Source organism: Promicromonospora sp. AC04 (assembly GCF_003058225.1).
In the GTDB taxonomy this organism is placed as follows: Bacteria; Actinomycetota; Actinomycetes; order Actinomycetales; family Cellulomonadaceae; genus Promicromonospora.
Genome location: NZ_QBUG01000008.1, coordinates 109143 through 126484, shown reverse-complemented (window position 1 = coordinate 126484; position 17342 = coordinate 109143). Strand labels below are relative to the sequence as shown.

At 71.3% G+C, this 17342-nt stretch carries 17 protein-coding genes; 4 read left to right on the top strand and 13 right to left on the bottom strand.

Features of this window, described 5'->3' with window-relative positions; translation table 11 throughout:
• Window positions 1-297: 297 nt before the first annotated feature.
• Entirely contained in the window at window positions 298-1095 is a 798-nt protein-coding gene (locus C8K30_RS20605; protein WP_158281075.1) for a GntR family transcriptional regulator, read from the top strand.
• On the opposite strand, the gene C8K30_RS20600 is transcribed toward C8K30_RS20605, so the two are convergent.
• The 6 genes from C8K30_RS20600 to C8K30_RS20580 all read right to left on the bottom strand — a co-directional run bounded on the left by C8K30_RS20600 (window position 1071) and on the right by C8K30_RS20580 (window position 6299).
• Window positions 1071-2477 (bottom strand): amidase, encoded by a 1407-nt coding sequence (locus C8K30_RS20600; RefSeq protein WP_108494785.1) that lies wholly within the window; start codon window positions 2475-2477, stop codon window positions 1071-1073. The two genes, C8K30_RS20605 and C8K30_RS20600, sit on opposite strands and share 25 nt — an antisense overlap.
• Complete coding sequence (locus C8K30_RS30420; protein ID WP_146197541.1) at window positions 2477-2668, bottom strand: hypothetical protein; 192 nt, start codon at window positions 2666-2668, stop codon at window positions 2477-2479. Before C8K30_RS30420 ends, C8K30_RS20600 begins: the two co-directional genes overlap by 1 nt.
• A 61-nt stretch (window positions 2669-2729) precedes the next feature.
• Window positions 2730-3767, bottom strand: coding sequence for an ABC transporter substrate-binding protein (locus C8K30_RS20595; protein ID WP_108494784.1), 1038 nt, complete (start codon window positions 3765-3767; stop codon window positions 2730-2732).
• An 8-nt stretch (window positions 3768-3775) separates the two neighbouring features.
• A complete protein-coding gene (locus C8K30_RS20590) occupies window positions 3776-4600 on the bottom strand; it encodes an ABC transporter permease (RefSeq protein ID WP_108494783.1) in 825 nt (274 codons plus the stop codon).
• An 11-nt stretch (window positions 4601-4611) separates the two neighbouring features.
• Window positions 4612-5382 (bottom strand): ABC transporter ATP-binding protein, encoded by a 771-nt coding sequence (locus C8K30_RS20585; RefSeq protein WP_108494949.1) that lies wholly within the window; start codon window positions 5380-5382, stop codon window positions 4612-4614.
• Entirely contained in the window at window positions 5379-6299 is a 921-nt protein-coding gene (locus C8K30_RS20580) for a carbon-nitrogen hydrolase family protein (RefSeq protein WP_108494782.1), read from the bottom strand. Before C8K30_RS20580 ends, C8K30_RS20585 begins: the two co-directional genes overlap by 4 nt.
• A gap of 293 nt (window positions 6300-6592) precedes the next feature.
• Here C8K30_RS20580 and C8K30_RS20575 point away from each other — a divergent pair, with 293 nt between their 5' ends.
• From C8K30_RS20575 to C8K30_RS31625, 3 genes are read left to right on the top strand one after another with little or no spacing between them, the layout of a single operon-like run.
• Window positions 6593-7288 carry a cyclase family protein gene (locus C8K30_RS20575; protein ID WP_108494781.1) on the top strand — a complete coding sequence of 232 codons (696 nt, stop codon included), beginning with the start codon at window positions 6593-6595 and terminating at the stop codon, window positions 7286-7288.
• Window positions 7285-8559 (top strand): allophanate hydrolase, encoded by a 1275-nt coding sequence (locus C8K30_RS20570; protein WP_199230605.1) that lies wholly within the window; start codon window positions 7285-7287, stop codon window positions 8557-8559. Before C8K30_RS20575 ends, C8K30_RS20570 begins: the two co-directional genes overlap by 4 nt.
• Entirely contained in the window at window positions 8556-8687 is a 132-nt protein-coding gene (locus C8K30_RS31625) for a hypothetical protein (protein WP_255415762.1), read from the top strand. Before C8K30_RS20570 ends, C8K30_RS31625 begins: the two co-directional genes overlap by 4 nt.
• Here C8K30_RS31625 and C8K30_RS20565 read toward each other — a convergent pair.
• The 7 genes from C8K30_RS20565 to C8K30_RS20535 form a co-directional block, all read right to left on the bottom strand.
• The gene (locus tag C8K30_RS20565) at window positions 8684-9934 is read right to left on the bottom strand and encodes an amidohydrolase family protein (protein ID WP_108494780.1); all 1251 of its coding nucleotides are present in this window, start codon (window positions 9932-9934) and stop codon (window positions 8684-8686) included. The genes C8K30_RS31625 and C8K30_RS20565 overlap by 4 nt on opposite strands.
• A gap of 31 nt (window positions 9935-9965) precedes the next feature.
• Entirely contained in the window at window positions 9966-10739 is a 774-nt protein-coding gene (locus C8K30_RS20560; protein ID WP_108494779.1) for an ABC transporter ATP-binding protein, read from the bottom strand.
• Window positions 10736-12502 (bottom strand): dipeptide/oligopeptide/nickel ABC transporter permease/ATP-binding protein, encoded by a 1767-nt coding sequence (locus C8K30_RS20555; protein WP_233257315.1) that lies wholly within the window; start codon window positions 12500-12502, stop codon window positions 10736-10738. The genes C8K30_RS20560 and C8K30_RS20555 overlap by 4 nt, the downstream gene beginning before the upstream one ends.
• Complete coding sequence (locus tag C8K30_RS20550; protein ID WP_108494778.1) at window positions 12495-13541, bottom strand: ABC transporter permease; 1047 nt, start codon at window positions 13539-13541, stop codon at window positions 12495-12497. Before C8K30_RS20550 ends, C8K30_RS20555 begins: the two co-directional genes overlap by 8 nt.
• A gap of 43 nt (window positions 13542-13584) precedes the next feature.
• Window positions 13585-15150 carry an ABC transporter substrate-binding protein gene (locus C8K30_RS20545; protein WP_108494777.1) on the bottom strand — a complete coding sequence of 522 codons (1566 nt, stop codon included), beginning with the start codon at window positions 15148-15150 and terminating at the stop codon, window positions 13585-13587.
• 165 nt (window positions 15151-15315) lie between these two features.
• A complete protein-coding gene (locus tag C8K30_RS20540; protein ID WP_108494776.1) occupies window positions 15316-16677 on the bottom strand; it encodes an amidohydrolase in 1362 nt (453 codons plus the stop codon).
• Complete coding sequence (locus tag C8K30_RS20535; RefSeq protein ID WP_108494775.1) at window positions 16670-17275, bottom strand: cysteine hydrolase family protein; 606 nt, start codon at window positions 17273-17275, stop codon at window positions 16670-16672. Before C8K30_RS20535 ends, C8K30_RS20540 begins: the two co-directional genes overlap by 8 nt.
• Between the last annotated feature and the right edge of the window lie 67 nt (window positions 17276-17342).

Sequence of the window (17342 nt, the reverse complement as noted above, 5' to 3'; positions counted from 1 at the left end):
GCTGTTCCAGCCGCCGACGGCGACGCGGTCTTCACGATCACGGTCTTCTCCCGTGGGTGCGGGTCATGGAGTGCCCGGCGGCGAGGTGGGATCGACGTCGAGCATGACCACTCTCGCCCCGGCCCAGGGGACGTCGTCACCGCATTCTCAGGGAATCTGGGGACACTTCGAGTACCCGCACGACGTCGACCGACCGGAGCACCGCGATATGGTGCCTATCGCAGCGGCGCCTCGGCGCCGCGACCCGCGTTGCTGGGCCCGCGTCGCACACCTCCACCAGCAAGCCAGGGATCCACCGTGACGAGCTACCTCGATCGTCGACACCACCGCGCCCGCCTCGTCCGTGACGTCATCCGCGCGAAGATCATCGCGGGTACCTGGGGGCGTTCCCTGCCCGCCGAGGACGAGCTGGAGGCACAGTTCGGAGTCGGCCGGAATGTCGTACGCGAGGCGCTCGCCCTGCTCGTGCACGAGAACCTGCTGCGCCGCATCCCGGGGCAGGGCACCCAGCCAACCACGCACGTCCTGCTGCACCAGCTCAACTCTCTGCGCGCGATCGGTGAGGACGGCGAGACGAACCTGACCGAACGTCTCGTCTTCTACCGCCTCATCGACTGGAGCGAGCTCGACCCGACGCCGGCCGTCGCCGAGCAGCTCGAGCTCGAGCCCGGCGAGCGCGTCATCCGCTGGGAGCGGTTGACGATGGGACCGGAGCCGCTCGTGCTCTGGTCGTCATTCCTGCGCACGGACCTGGGGCTGAGGCGCCCTCCCGTCGACTCGCCGAGCCTGGGCGGCGGGACCTTCGCCTACCTCGAGTCCTTCGGCCACGAGCTCGGCGAGGCGGTCGTGACGACCGGGGCGGCGCGAGCGGACGCCGGGGTCGCGGAGCTGTTGCGTCTCGAGGTCGGCGATCCGACGATGCTGCAGCATCGCAAGACCTACCGGTCCGACGGCACGCTGGTCGAGATCGCCACCGGCTACTACCGCTCCGACCAGATCCACATCGTCAACCACTTCCAGCGCAGGCCGTTCCTCGACGGTCGGGCCGGCGACGGTCGGGCGAGCGACGGTCAGGCGAGCGACGGTCGCCGCTGATGCCAGTCGGTCTGCGACTGCAGCGCGGCGCCGAGCCGCAGCACCCCTGCCTCGTCGTCGGGCGCGCCGATCACCTGCAGCCCGATGGGCAGGCCGTCGGCGTCGAACCCGATGGGCAGGCTCATCGCCGGTAGACCGGGCACGCTCGCGAGCGCAGTGAAGCGCATCAGGCTGGTCAGGACATCGCGTTCGGCGCTGTCGATGGTGATGGTCGTCTGCCCGACGCCGGGAGCGGTGAACGGCAACGTCGGGGTGAGCAGCACGTCGACCTGGTCGAACGCGTCCGAGAACTGCCGTCGCACGTGGGCGCGGTACCGCTGCGCCTGTACGTAGTCGACCGCCGGGATGACGAGCCCGGCTTCGAGGTTGGCGCGGACGTCGGCGCCGTAGTCGCCCGGGCGGCTTCGCAGCCAGGGCGCGTGGTGGGCGCTCGGCTCGACGGCGTCGACGATGACCAGAGCGTCGACGACGGCTTCCAGGTCGAGGATCTCGATCTCGCGCACGCTCGCCCCGAGCCGTTCCAGCAGCGCGAGGGTGCTGTCGAAGGCGTCGAGCACGGCGGGCTGCAGCTGGACCCGGCTGACGCCGGAGATGACGCCGATCCGCGCGCCCCGCAGCCCGCGGTCCTCCATCGCGGCCAGGCTGTTGGTCGGGTGGCCGTAGGACTGCGGGTCGCGGGCGTCGCGCCCACTCATGGCGTCCAGCAGCACGGCGCAGTCCTGTGCGCTGCCCGCCAGCGGCCCGACGGTGTCGAGCGACCAGGCCAGCGGGTAGACGCCGGCGTTGCTGACCCGGCCGATGCCCGGTCGGATGCCCGTGACGCCGTTCATCGAGGCCGGCAGCCGCACCGAACCACCGGTGTCGGTGCCGAGCGCCGCGAACACAGTGCGTGCCGCGACTGCCGCACCCGAGCCGCCGCTCGAACCCGCGGGGCTCCGGCTCAGGTCCCAGGGATTGCGGGTCCTGCCGAAGTGCGGGTTGTCGGTCGTGCCACCCCAGGCGAACTCGTGCAGGTTCGTCGTCCCGACGATGATGGCGCCCTGCTTACGCAGGCGTGCCACCACCGTCGCGTCCTCCTCCGAGAAGTTGCCCTGCAGGATGCGGCTGCCCGCCGCAGTCAGCGTGCCCTCGACGTCGACGTTGTCCTTCACCGCGATCGGCACGCCGTGCAGCGGGCCGAGGTCGATCCCGTTGCCGAGCAACGTCTGGTGCGCCTGCGCGATCTTCAGCGCGCGATCGGCGTAGACGTCTACGTACGCCGCCAGCTCGGTGGTCTCCTCGATCCGCGTGAGGGAGGCCGACACCACGTCGACGACGCTGTACTCGCGTCGGCGCAGCCCCGCGGCGACCTCGGCGACGGACAGGTCGAGCAGCCCCCGCATCAGCGGTCCTCGCCCTGCACGACGGTGATCGGCGGCTCGCCGGCCGGGATCACGCGCTCCGCCACGGCGCGCACCCGGGCGGCTCGCGCGAGCCAGTCCTGCGCCAGCACGACCGTCGCCGTCTCGGCGTCGCCGCCGTCGAGGTGCACGCCGTGCTCACGCAACAGTCCTCTTACCTGCTGTGCATCCATCGTCTACACCCTTCCTGGCAGGCGGGTGCCGGCACGGGCTCGCCGTGCCGGCACCCGATGCTCATTCCGTCCCGGCTTCGTCGGCCTCGACGGCCGCCTGCTCGGCGAGCTCGGTGTTCACGTTCGTCTCGTAGCTCGTCGCGTCCGAGGGGTAGGCCTCGACGTTGTCCGCGTACAGGGCGATCTCCAGGTTGTTGTCCCAGGACTCGGGCGTGACGAGCACCGTCTCGGGGTAGCCCCTCGCCTCGATCTCGCGGTTGACGGAGGTCGCGATCACGTCCTCGTCGAGGTCGCTGAAGTACTGCTGGGCGATCTCGATCGCCCGCTCGGGGTCGGCGTAGATGGAGCGGCTCGCGCGCTCGAACGCTGTCACGACACCCTGCGCCGCCTCCGGGTTCTCGTCGATGTACGCCTGCGTCGTGGTGAGGCTCGAGAAGGCGAAGGGTGACCAGTCCTCGTTGGCCGAGAACGAGTACACGCTCGTCAGCCCGATCGCCTCACCCTGCGCGACCTGCGGGTCGACGGCGAGCGCGTAGTCCGCCTGCCCTGACTCGACGGCCGCCAGCTCGTTGCCGATCGCGACGTTGACGATCTCGACGTCGATGTCGTTCTGCTGCGCGAGGTAGGTCATGAACGCCCAGGTCGTGTCCGGCTCGGGGCTCGTCACCACCCGCTTGCCGTCGAGGAAGGACAGGTCCTCCTGCAGGTCGGTGTCGTCCTTGCCGATGATGAAGACGGTCGGCGCGTTCTGCACCGCGGCGACGACCACGCCCTCGCCGCCCTGCTCGTGCGACTTTGGGACGAACACCGGGTCCTGGATCGAGAAGTCGGCCGAGCCGCCGAGCACCGCGGACCACGACTGGGTACCGCCACCACCGGTGTCGATCGTGACGTCGACGCCCTCGTCCTCGAAGTACCCCTGCTCCTCGGCCACGTACAGCGGCAGATACAGCAGCGACTGGAATGCCTGGTTGATCACTACCTCGTCCGAGCCCGAGCCTGCGATCGCGCTGGTGTCTTGCGAGCTGCAGCCCGCTGCGGCCAGGACGAGGGCGCTGGCCGCGAGCGCAGCGAGACGATGGTTGCTGTGGAGACTCATGTGATTCCTTACTTTTCCCAACGAAGGACGATGTGTTCGATGCCGGAGACGATGAGGGTGAAGACGAGCACCGTGACCATGACGAGGGCGAGGCCGGCGAGCACGATGTTGACGCTGAAGTTCGAGCTGCCGAGCAGGATCATGTGGCCGATGCCAGCGTTGGAGGAGATGTACTCCCCGACGATGGCGCCGACGATCGCGAAGCCCACGTTGAGCTTCAGCGCCTGCACGACCCAGGTCATGGAGGCGGGTACGACGACCCGGCGGAAGGCCGTGCCGCGGTTGCCACCGAAGGAGCGGACGAGGTTGAGTAGGTCCTGATCTGCCATGCGGGCGCCGCGGTAGGAGGTCGTCAGCGAGACGACGACGCAGGAGAAGGCGACGATGACGATCTTGGACTCGAGACCGGTGCCGAACCAGATGATCGTCATGGGCGCGATGGCGAGCACCGGGATGCTGCCGATCGCCGCGATGAAGGGGGCGCTGAGGTCGGCGACGAACTTCGAGTACCACAGCAGCAGGCCGATCACCGAGCCGCCGACAGCGCCGATGACGAAGCCGAGCGCGACCTCCAGCGCGGTGGTGCCGACGTCGAGGACCAGGTCGCCGCTCTGCCAGCGCTCGACGATCACCTGGCCGACGCGGCTCGGGCTGGAGAACAGGAAGGTGTTCACGGCACCGGTGCTCGCACCGATCTCCCATGCCGCGACGAGCGCGACGGCGATGCCGGCCTGCAGGGCGATCAGCAGGGTGCGGTAGCTCATGGCGCGCCGCCTTGCGGCGGTCGAGGGGGCTGCGACGGCAAGGTCGTCTGCGACGTCGAGTGCGGTCATGTCTCCTCCTTTCACGCGGCGAGCGGCGCTCGGCCGATGCTCGTCCAGATGGCTTCGTAGTAGTCGTTGAACTCCGATGCGAGCCGGCGTTGGTCGATCCGCGTGCTGTCGGTCGTGAGCGAGATCGGGATCTCGTTGACGACCTCGCCGGGCCTGGCCTTGAGCACGTAGACGCGGTCGGACAGGGTCACCGCCTCCTCGATGTCGTGGGTGACGAAGACGACGGTCTTTCCCCGCTCTCGCACGGTCTCCAGGAGCTCGCTCTCGAGCTGGATCTTCAGCGGGTAGTCGAGCGCCTTGTAGGCCTCGTCCATGAGGATCACGTCGGGGTCGGTGACGAGGGTCCGCATGAGCGCCGCACGCTGGCGCATGCCGCCGGAGAGCGCCGAGGGGTACTTGTCCTCGTAGCCCTCGAGGTTGTACGCGGCGAAGATCGAACGCGCCCGCTCACGCGCCTCGCGACGTCGCATCCCCTGGATCTCGAGGCCCAGCCCGACGTTGTCGAGGACGGTCAGCCAGGGAAAGAGCAGGTCCTTCTGCAGCACGTACCCGATGTGCGGCGTCGTCGTGCCGGTGACGACCTCGCCGTCGAGGCGGACCTCGCCCCGGCTCGGGGGCAGGAGGCCGGCGACGATGTTGAACAGCGTCGACTTGCCGCACCCGGAGGGGCCGACGATCGTGACGAACTCGTTCTTCTCCGCGCGAAAGCTGACGTCCTTGAGGACCTGCGGGCCGTCCTCCGTGTACCGCTTCGAGATACCTGCAATGTCGAGCACGCTCATGCCGTCCACCTGCCTTCGAGTGCTGAGGTCGGGACGACCGAGCGGCTGATCGCGCCGCCCGCGTCGATCGGGATGTAGTCCTTGAGGAAGTCGTAAGCGATGTAGTCGCGGCTGCGGGCGCGGGCGATGGCGCCCGCGACGTCGATCTCGGCTATCGCGAGCCCCGCCTGCGGCCCGGTGTCGGCGACGATCCGCCCGAGCGGGTCGATGACGCGGCTGTGACCGTGGTACCGCAGGCGCCCGAGCGGACCGACGAGGTTGGCGCCGATGAACCAGCACTGGTTCTCCAGCGCCCGCACCCGGCCGAAGAGCGTGTAGTAGTCGACCATCGGGTCGGTGGCGGGGTCGCATGCCGCGTCCTGGTAGGCCCAGGCGGTCGGCATGACGAGGATCTGCGCGCCGCGCAGCGCGAGCGCCCGCGTGGTCTCGGGGAAGCACTTGTCGTAGCAGATCAGCATCCCGATGCGGCCGAGCTCGGTGTCGAACACCGGAAACTCGTCGCCCGGCCAGTAGACGTGCTTCTCGTCGCCGGGCTGATGCACCTTGCGGTAGCTGCCGACCAGGCCGCTTGGCCCGAGCAGGACGGCGGTGTTGTACAGCACGTGCGAGCTACGGGTGTCGCGTTCGGTCATGCCGAAGATCACGTGCAGGCCGAGCTCGGATGCGAGTGCCACGATGCGCCGCACCGACGGGCCGTCGAGCGGCTCGGCGTGCTCCTGCTGGTAGCCGACGTGGTCGAGGTCGAGCGAGAGCGTGTCGGGCAGATAGCCCTGCAACGCCTGCTCGGGCAGGACGAGCAGATCGACGCCCTGGTCCGCCGCTTCGCGCATCCGCACCTCGAACTGCGCAAGGTTGGCGGCCGGATCCCACTGCACCTCGATGGCCGCGGATGCCACCTTGATCGGCTGGTGTGCCATGAACCCCTCCGTGACGCGATACCGACGCCTTGCCGGCACGATCGAGTCTTGGGGGCTGGTGTTTCTCAGCCGTGCAAGCGCGATTACTCGACGGTTAAGCCAGCTGCGCCCGGCCGGAACACGCCTCTGACCTGCGCTTTTCTTCACCCAGGCGGCCGATGCGCCACCAAGCTGGGCGGCTCGACGGGAGCATGTGGGAGCGTCAGGTCGCTGTGGAGGGAGCTTGCACCAGCCGCATGATTGGATACAATCTGCACGAAACAGAATCCACTGCGCCGTGCGGAGGAGAGCCAATGACCGGCGTCATCGACATCAACATCCCCATACACACCGAGATGCTGCACTGGGGGCGGCGCCCCACCTTCGAGATGGTCGAGCGCATCGCAGATGGCTCTCCCTCGGATGTCTCGCGCTGGCTCATCGGGGCGCACACGGGAACGCATGTTGATGCTCCGGCCCACTTCGTACCGGGCGGCGCGACGGTCGAGCAGATTCCGCTGGAGCATCTGGTGGGCCCGACCCGCGTGCTCGACCTCCGCGGAGTGGCCGAGGAGATCACCGCTGAAGACCTGGAAGCGGCAGGCGCCGAGGGGGCGGCGCGCGTGCTGTTCAAGACCCGTAACTCGACCGAGGCACTCACCAGGAACACGCGGTCCGAGACCTGGGTCGGCCTCGCACCGAGCGGCGCGCAATGGCTCGTCGACCACGACGTCGTCTTCGCCGGCCTGGACTACATGACGATGGAGGCGCCCGCCCACACCGAGGCCTGGCCCACGCACGTCATCCTGTGCGGCGCCGGTGTTGTCATCCTCGAGAACGCCGACCTCGCGCAGGTAGAACCGGGCGACTACCTGATGGTCTGCCAGCCCGTGCCGTTCGAGGGTCGCGAGGCCGCCCCGGCGCCGACCGTGCTGCTGCCACTGCCGGGTTCGACCAGCGGAAAGGGGCCGGAGACGATCGTCCTCGACGGCGGCGGAGCGGACGCATGATCACAATGACGGATCCGGCGACGCATGTCGCGGAGCGGTACGAGCGTGCACGGGCTCGGCCCGAGGCCTGGATCGAGCTGCGCCCGCAAGGAGCCGTGGCAGCGGAGCTTGCCGCGACGCTCGGACGCGCTGCGGCCGGGCAGGAGCTGCCGCTGGCGGGTCTGCTCGTCGCGGTGAAGGGCAACATCGACGTGGCCGGTATCGCCACCACGGCGGCGTGCCCGGCGTACGCGTACCAGCCGGCCCAGGACGCCACGGCCGTCGCGCGGCTGCGTGCGGCCGGCGCCGTCGTGCTCGGCGCCACCAACCTCGACCAGTTCGCCACCGGGCTGGTCGGCACCCGCTCCCCCTACGGCCCCGTGCGCCATGCCACCGACGCGACCTGCATCTCCGGCGGCTCCTCCTCGGGCTCGGCGGTAGCCGTCGCCCTCGGTGTGGCGGACCTCGCCCTCGGCACCGACACCGCGGGGTCGGGGCGGGTGCCCGCGGCCTTCCACGGGCTCTACGGCATCAAGCCCACCAGGGGGACGGTCAGCGCGGCCGGGGTCGTGCCCGCGTGCCGCAGCCTCGACGTCGTCACCGTGATGTCGGCCGACCTGGACGTCGCCGAGGCGGCCCTCGCGGTCATGGCGGGGCCCGACCGGCGAGACCCGCTCAGCCGCGCCGGTGAGGCCGTCACCCTCCCGGCCCGGGCACGCATCGGCGTCCCGTTGCCCGGCCGGCTCGGGGATCTCGCACCCGGCTGGGCCGAGGCCTTCGACGCCGAGACCACCCGCTGGGCGGCGTCCGGGGCCGAGCCCGTCCCGGTCGACATCACCGTGCTCCTCGAGGTCGCCACGATGCTCTACGACGGCGCCTTCGTCGCGGAGCGTTATGCCGCCGTCGGCGCCTTCGTCGACGCCCACCCCGACGACGTCGACCCCGTCGTCGGGGGCATCATCGCCCGGGCCAAGGAGATCCCCGCATGGCGGCTCTTCCAGGACCAGGAGCGCCTCGACCAGGCGGCCGTCGTCGCCCGCGAGCTCTTCTCCCGGGTCGATGCGGTCCTGCTGCCGACCACTACCGAGCACCCCACGCTCGCGGCGGTGGCCGCCGAGCCGATCGCGGTCAACAGCCGGCTCGGTCGCTTCACCAACTTCGCCAACCTGCTCGACCTCGCCGCCCTCGCCTACCCCGCCGGGACCGTCGACGGGCTCCCGTTCGGCGCGCAGCTGGTCGCGCCGGCGTTCACCGACCACGGGCTCGCCGCACTCGTCCGGGGCCTCCCATGATCACGGTCTCCCTCGCCGACCGGATCCTCGGGACGGGCTTCCTCGTCGAGCCCCTCGCGACCCAGGGCGTGCAGAACATCACCGGCTACGGCGGCCGGCGCGGGTTCCTCGGCAGCCGGTCGAGCTAGCCGAGCACCCGGCCGGCCTGCACGACCATGGTCACCGCTCCGTCGTCCGCCATCCGGTCGATCGCCGTGAGCGGGTTCACGGTGGTCACCACGAGGTCGGCGAGCTTGCCCGGTTCCACCGAGCCCAGGTGCTCGTCGAGCCCGAGCAGCCGGGCGCCCTGCAGGGTGCCTGCCCGGATCGCCGCGAGCGGGTCGAGGCCCGCCTCGACGAGCCAGGCCAGCTCCCGGAGGTTGCGGCCGTGCGGGTGGACGCCCGCGTCGGTACCGAGGGCGACCGGCACTCCCGCGGCGACCGCCCGGCGTACCGCGTCGAGCCCCCGCCGCTGCAGCTCCGCACGGTCCCGCAGCCGCTCGGGCGAGGTCGTCGACGGGTCGAGCTCGCGCATGAGGGTGCTGAGCGTCGGCACGAGCACGGTGCCGTGCTCGAGCATGAGCGAGATCGTGGCGTCGCTCAGGTCGTAGCCGTGCTCGATGCTCGCCGCGCCGCCCAGCACGGCGGCCCGCACGGCCGCGTCGGTGAGCGCGTGCGCCGTGATCGGACGGCCGCCGCGCGCGGCGACCAGCTCGGCGATGAGCCGCACGTGCTCCACGGGCAGCCCGGCGTCGCCGGGCAGGTCGTTCGGCGATCCGACGCCGCCGGAGGTGCACACCTTGATGGCGTCCGCGCCGGTGCGCACCAGCTCGCGGACGGTCCGGACGACGTCGTCCTCCGTGTCGACGATGCCGGCCGCCGGCATGCCGGACCGGGTCGCCCAGGCCGGGAGCGTGCCGTTGGGGAGCACCGGATCGGCGTGCCCGCCCGTCGGCGAGAGCATCGCGATCGCCAGGTGCAGGCGGGGCCCGGTCGTCGTGCCGTGGGCGATGGCGTTGCGGTACCCGGGGGTCAGCCCGTCCAGGTCCCGCGCGGTGGTGACCCCGGCGAGGAGCGTGGAGCGCAGCGCGGCGGCGACCTCGAGCGCTCCCTCCTCGGGGAACCACTGGCGCTGGGTCTCGGGCGGGTGCGGCAGCATCGCGAGGTGCACGTGCGCGTCCACGAACCCGGGCATGAGGAAGCTGCCCGACAGGTCGACGGTGCGCACCGCGCCGTCGGCGTCCGGCCGGCGCGGGCCCGCGTAGGTGAGCACGCCGTCGCGGACCTCCACCTCGGCGTCGGCCGACGGCGGCGCACCGGTGCCGTCGATCAGCGTGGCACCCACGAAGCGGGTGGTCCCCTGGGCGACGGGGACGTGCGGTACGCGGGCGGACATGGTGCCGCTCCTCTCGGTCATCGGATGGAGCTCAGCTCGCCAGGCTGAATCCGGGAGATCCCGGGTCCGCGTCGAGCAGGCGACGGGTGTACCAGTGCTGCGGATCGGCGTAGATGCGCTCGACCGGGCCGGACTCCACGGCCTGCCCGCGGTACAGCACGAGCACCTCGTCGCTCACGCGCTGCACCACTGCGAGGTTGTGCGAGATGAACATCATGGTCAGGCCCATGGCGGTCTTGATCTCCGCGAGCAGGTCGAGGATCTGGGCCTGGACCGAGACGTCGAGCGCGGAGGTGATCTCGTCGGCGATCACGAGGTGCGGGTCGATGATGAGGCCCCGGGCGATGGCGATGCGCTGACGCTGGCCGCCGGAGAACTCGTGCGGGTAGCGGTGCAGCATGTCCGCGGTGAGGCCGACCCGCTCCAGCCAGGAGACGATGAGCTCCTCGTGGTCCGCCACGCGGGCGCGCACCGGGTCGACGGCCTCGGCGAGCGCCTGGCCGACGGTGCGCCGCGGGGAGAGCGACGAGTACGGGTCCTGCGGGATCATCTGGATCCGGCGGCGGTAGGCGCGCAGGGCCGCGCGGCCGGCCCCGACGACGTCGACCCCGTCCACCTCGACCTGGCCGGTCGCGGCGGGCACGGCTCCGACGAGGACCTTGGCGAGGGTCGACTTGCCCGAGCCGGACTCGCCGACGACGCCAACCGTGCGGCCCTTGGCCAGCGCGAGGTCGACGCCGTGCAGCACCCGCGTGTCGCCGAAGGTGACGTCGAGCCCGCGCACCTCGACCATGTTCGCGCTCATACCCGCGCCTCCGTCGTGTCGTTCGCGCCGGTCACCGTGACGGCCGGGGTCGCAGCGAGGAGCTGCTTCGTGTACGGGTGCGCCACGGTCGCCCCGGAGAGCGCCGCGACGTCGTCGAGCTGCTCGACGATCTCGCCGTCCTTCATCACGAGCACGCGGTCGCACAGGGCACGCACCACCCCGAGGTCGTGCGAGATGAAGAGCACCGCCGTCCCGGACTCGCGGTTCATCCGCTTGAGCACCGTGAGCACCTCGCGCTGCACGGTGACGTCGAGGGCGGTGGTGGGCTCGTCGGCGATGATGAGGTCGGGGCCGGTGCTCATCGCCGAGGCGATCATGGCGCGCTGCTTCATGCCGCCCGAGAGCTGGTGCGGGTACTGGCGCAGCCGGCCCTCGGGGTCCGGGAGCAGCACCGAGCGGAACTTCTGGAGCAGCAGGTCGGTAGCGGCCCGCCGGCTGTGCCGCAGCCGGACGCGCAGCACGTCGGAGAGCTGGCTGCCCAGGCTGAGGGCGGGGTTCAGCGCCGTGCCCGGGTCCTGGTAGATCAGGCCGACACGCTGGGCGAGCGTGGTCGCGGGCACCCGGCCGAGCAGGTCGGTGCCGCCGAGCTCGAGCCGGCGCGCGGAGGCGGTGAGCCCCTCGCCGACGAGCTGGGCGACCACCGAGGCGGTGAGCGACTTGCCCGAGCCGGACTCGCCCACGATGCCGAGCACCTCTCCGCGGCGGATCGTGAACGAGACGTCCTTGACGAGCTCGCGGCCGGAGCCGCCGTGCTCGACGCGGATGCCGTCGGCGACGAGCACGGCGTCCTCCTCACCGGTGCCCGGGGACGGGGTGCCCATGCCGCGGACCAGGCGGGAGCGCGTAGTGTTGGAGCGCGGGTTGGCCGCAGCGGCGAGCCCGTCTCCCACGAGCAGCGCCGCGAGCGAGGTGAAGGTGAGCGCGACGGCCGGGCCGACCACCACCACCGGGTTCATGACGATCTTGCTCAGGCCGTCGTTGAGCAGCGTGCCCCAGTCGAAGGCCGGCGTCTGGGCGCCGAGGCCGATGAACGACAGGCCGGAGATCTCGACGAGCGCACCCGAGAAGGCCCCGGCCACGAGGATGAGCGTGGGCTCTGCCATGTTCGGCAGCACGTGGCGGGTCGCGACGAGATGGGCCGGCACACCCATGAGACGGGCAGTGGTCACGTACTCGTTCGACGCGATCCGCGCGGCGAGGTTGGCGGTCAGCCGGGCGAAGCCGGCGATGTTGGCGATCGCGATCGCCACGACCACCTGCACGATGCCCTGGCCGAGGATCGCCGCGACGATGATCGCGACGAGCATCGTCGGGTAGCTGACGGCGAGCTCGATGGCCCGCAGCCCGAGCTCGCGCAGGCGGTGGGGTGCGAGCCAGACGGCGACGCCGAAGGTGATGCCCGCGACGGCCGAGAGGGCCGTCGCCGCGAGCGCCATGAGGACCGTGGACCGGGTGGCGACCAGCGTTCGGGCGAGCATGTCGCGTCCGAGGGAGTCGGTGCCGAGCGGGTGGCCCGGTGCGGGTCCGAGGTTCGGGGTGCCGCCGATCCCGGACGCCTGTGTGCCGAGTGCGATCGGCGCGAGGACCGCGACGATCGCCACGACACCGAGCATGGCGAGGCCGACGACCAGCCCGGCGTTCCAGGCGAAGGCGCGGGGCCGCCCGGTCGGTGCGGACCCGACGGACGGTGTCCCGACGGAGGAAGTGACGGAGGGGATGACGGAGGGGATGGAGTCAGCCACGCTTCTCTCCGAGGGTGCGCGGGTCGATGAGACCCAGGATGACGTCGATGACCAGGGTGATGACGAGCGAGATCAGCCCGATGACGAAGACTGCGGCCCGGATGACCGGGTAGTCCTTGTCGATAGCGATCGCCTGCACGATGACGCCGCCGAGGCCGGGCCAGGCGAAGACCGCCTCGGTGACGAGCGCCGAGCCCAGCAGCGCGGTGAGGATGATGCCCGAGAGTGTCAGCGCCGTGGTCAGCAGGTTCGGCAGCATGTGCTTGGCATAGAGCGAGAGTGCGGGCAGGCGCCATCCGCGCGCTGTGCGCATGTAGTCCTGCTCGAGGATGACCGCCGTCTCCCGGCGCACGATCCTGGCGACCGAGCAGGTACCGCTGATGGTCAGTGCCGCGATCGGGAGGATCGCCGCCTGGCCGAAACCGTAGGCGGGCGAGTACGCGGGCGGCAGCCAGCGCAGCGTGATCGCGAAGACGGCCACCAGGGCCGTGGCCATGACGTACGTCGGCACCGACGAGACGAGGCCGGTCACCAGGTTGAACGACAGGTCCAGCCACCGGTGGCGGTCTCCGCGCGTGGCGACGCCGACCCCCATGCCGAGCGCGACCCCGAGCGCGAGGAGGAGCAGCACCGCGATGAGCGTGATGCTCAGGGTGAACGGCACCGCCGCGGCCACGACGTCCAGGGCGGGGACGCGGTACCGGTAGGAGTCCCCGAAGTCGCCCTGCACGACGCCGGCGAAGTAGGTCCCGAGCTGGACCAGCAGCGGCTGGTCCAGCCCGAGCTGCGTACGCACGAGCTCCACCTGCGCGAGGGTGGCGCTCTCGCCGGCGATCGCGACGGCCGGGTCGCCGGGGATGAGCTGCACGATCAGGAACGTGACGAGCAGGAGCAGCACGAGGTTGACCGCGAGCCCGCCCGCCCGGCGCAGGAGGAACCTGCGCCAGGCCCCGGCCAGGGATGCGGCGCCCGGGGCGCCGTTCGGGCCGGGGGCGCCCGGGTCGGGTGCCGTGGACGGCTCGGCGGTCAGCGTGCTCATGGGTTTCCTCTCGGCGTTCCGGTCCTTGCGACTCCTGGCGACCTCAGCTGAGGATGCGCATCGCGGAGATGTCCCAGTAGCCCGAGAACACGTAGGTCGCGAAGCCTTCGCGGGCGACGTAGCGGTGGCTGTCGGTGACCAGCGGAACCATGTCCACCCGCTCGAGGATCGACCGCTGGGCGGCGAGGAAGTTCTCGCACTGTTCGTCGGGGTCGTCGGCGCTCATGCCGGCCTCGAACAGCTCCACGCCCTCGGGGTTGTCGGTCGACGCGACGTTCGTGCCGCCCTCGGGGTAGGTCGCGCCGAGGTACCGGGAGATCGAGGTGTGGATGAGCCCGGTCTCGGCGTTCTCCGCGGCGACCGCGACGTCCCACGTCTTGGGCTCGGTGCGCATCTGGGCGGTCCAGTCGGCGGGGTCCGGCGCCGAGACCTCGACGGTGGCGCCGGCTGCGCGCAGCGACTCGGCGAGGAAGTCCGCGGCCGGGTCCCAGTTGCTCATGATGAGCAGGCGGATGGTCTGGCCGTCGAGCACGTCGGCGGCGGCAGCGGGGTCGTACTCCTGGAGCAGTGCCGGCTCCTCGAGGGCGCAGGCGTAGCTCGCCGAGTTCACGGTGTACTGCGCGACGCCGAGGCCGTCCAGGCCCGCGTCGTTGAAGCCCTGCGGGTCGATGGCCTGGGCGACGGCGGTGCGCAGCTCCTGGTCGCCCTCGAAGACCGAACCGGATCCCGGGGCCTGGTTGAACACGAGGTTGTACGCGGAGCTGGCGAACGTGACCGTGTTGTAGGCGTCGTCGTCCTCGAAGCGCAGCGCGTTGGAGTCGTAGAAGCGCGCGACGTCGACGCCGCCGGACTCCAGGAGGTTGGCGCTCGTGTTGGAGTCGGACTGCACCGTCAGGTTGATGGTCGCGGCGGGCTCGCCCTCGACGCTCTCCCAGGCGGGCCACTGGTCGTAGCCCTCGCGCAGCGCGTAGGTGGCACTCACACCGGCCGAGAAGTCGGTGAGGGTGTAGGGGCCCGACCAGGCGCCGTCGACGGTACCGGCGGCGAGCCCCTCGGGGTCCTCGAGACCGGCGGGGCAGATGATTCCCGTGCCCGGTCGGGTGACGCCGCCGAGCAGCTGCGAGTAGGGCTCGCTGAGCGTGATGTCGAGCGTGCCGGCCTCGTCGTCGGGCGTGAAGGTCGGCTCGCCCGGGCCGAACGCCTGGTTCTTCCAGGTCTGGGCACCCGGGTCGTCGAGGCCCACGAGGTACTCGAACGAGTTCGCGACCACCGACGGGCTGATGGCCGTACCGTCGGCACAGGTCGCGTCGTCGCGGAGGGTGAAGACGTACTCCGAGGCCGAGACCGCTTCCCACTCCGATGCGAGCCCACCCATGTACCCCTCGGTCTCGCCCTGACGCAGCAGGGTGTCGAAGCCGAGCCGGGCGACGTTCACGTCCGCGGTCGCGGACGCCCGCGCGGGGTCGAAGGTCGCGGGCGCGTACCAGAGCTCCGCGTTGATCGTGTCGGTCGGCGCGGCTTCGGTGCCGGACGCGCCTCCGGCGCATGCGGTGAGCGCGAGGCTCACCACCGCCAGCATCACGCCGGCAACAGTGCTCTTCCTAGCCATGGGTGCTGTCCTCCAGGGAATGTGGGTGGTGCATCGAGGTGAGCTCCGGATGCCGGAGGCAGGATCACCTCGAGTCCAACTTGGATCCAATATAGCCAAGTACGCATCCAATAGTGTTACCGCCGGATTACAAGTGCCGAACACTCGCCCGCGTGCGGAACGGCCTCAGGCGCCGAACACCGTGCGACCTCCTACCTCGGTGCGCAGCACGCGCGCGGCAGCGAAGGCCTCGGGCGCGCAGCGCGCCGGGTCGACGTCGAGCAGCACCCAGTCGGCCAGGTAGCCCTCGCGGAGCATGCCGCGCCGGTCCTCCGCCAGGCTCGCGAAGGCCGCGCCGCGGGTGTAGCCCTCCAGGGCCTCCAGCAGCGTGATCGCCTGCCCCGGGCCGACCGGCGCGTCGAGCCCGCGCATCCGGCGGATGGCGGCCATGGGCGCGAGCCTGCGCGGGTCGAAGGGGAAGTACGGGGCGTCGGAGCCGAACGCGAGATGCGCACCGGCGTCGAGCCAGGCGCGCACGGGGTTGACCTCGGCCGCGCGCTCCCCCAGCCTCGCGGTGAGGCCGGCCGCGTTGTTCCAGGCGATCGAGGGCTGCAGCGAGGCGATGACGCCGAGCCGGGCCGCACGGGCGATGCTCTCGGGGCTCGGTTCGAGGTAGGCGTGGATGAGCTGGCAGCGCAAGGGTTCGAGCCCGCCGGGCGGGGCGGCCGCCTCGAAGCCGTCGAGCACCTCCGCCACCGCACCGCCGCCGACCGCGTGCACGCCGAGCCCCCAGCCCGCGGCGACGCAGGCCGCGGCCAGCCTCGCGAACTCCTCGGGCGAGATCCGCCGGACGCCGTGGTAGTCGTCCCGCCACGGGCGCTCGAGCAGCGCCTGCCCTTTCAGGCCCTCGCCGTCGTAGTAGACCTTGATCGGCCCCAGCCGCAGCTGGTCGTCACCCGTCCCGGTGGTGCCGCCGATCCCGGCGAGCAGCGCGGGCACCGCGTCGACGTCGGGGACCTCGGGCGTGCCGAGCTCCGGGTAGGGCATGGCCACGATCCGCAGGGTGAGGGCGCCCAGGCGGCGGGCCTCGCGGTAGCCCTCGAGCTCGGGGACCGTGACGGCGGGGTCGATCACCCCGGTGAAACCCATGGCGTGCAGCAGCGGCTGCACCCTGCGCAGCGCGGCGAGACGCTGCTTCACCGTCGGGGGCTCCTGGCCGAGCCAGTCGGGCGCGTCCGGGTCGGCGTCGGCGTCGGCGAGCATCGCGGCGGAGAAGGCTTCGGCGTCCGCGTCGTCGTCCAGGAGCTGCAGCGCCTTGAGGCCGGCGCGCTGGGCATGGGCGTGGGCGTCGATCAGCCCCGGGACCAGGTAGCCGTCGAGCACCTCCTCGACGGCGCCCGACGGCGCGGCGGCGCGCACCTCGTCCGCCTGGCCGACGGCCCCGATCCGGTCACCGACGACGAGCACCGCCTCGGCGTCCGGCTGCTCCGGGTCCATCGTGCGGACCGGGGCGACGAGGATCCGCGGCCCGACGCCGCGTTCAGGCACGAGCCGTCTCCTGCTCGTCCAGCCACGCGTGCACGTCCCCGGAGGTGACCAGGGCGTCCCGCTGCAGGTAGGCGATGGCCTCCAGCGCGGCGTCGTGGGCGCGCAGGCTGGAGCCGCCGACGCAGTCCGTGACGACGCGGACGAAGTAGTCGTGCTGGTGCGCGTCCGCCGCCGTGTAGTGGATGCAGACGTCGGTCAGCCCACCGACCAGCAGCACGGTCCCGGCCTGGTACGCCTTGAGCACGATCTCGAGCTCGGTGCCGAAGAAGGCGGAGTAGCGCCGCTTGCGGATGACGAATTCCTCCGGCCGGGGCTCGATCCACGACGCGAGCTCCGTGCCGTCCTCACCCTCGATGCAGTGCGGCCCCTCGGACCCGTCGAGCTCGCGGCCGATGTCGACGAGATCGGGCTTGTGCACCTCCTGGATGAAGACCACCGGCACGCCGTTCTCGCGGCAGTGCGCGATGAGGCCGCGCACGAGGGGCGCACGTTCCTGCTTGCCCGCCATGACCGGGATACCCGGCGTGGGCAGGGAGGCGGTCGCGCCGCCCTGGATGTCGACGACGATGAGCACGGGTCTGCCGGTCACGGCGAGCATGACGTAGTTCCTTCCGGGACGATCGTGAAGGGGTAGTGGTGCGCCCTGGCGCGCACGAGCCGTCCGT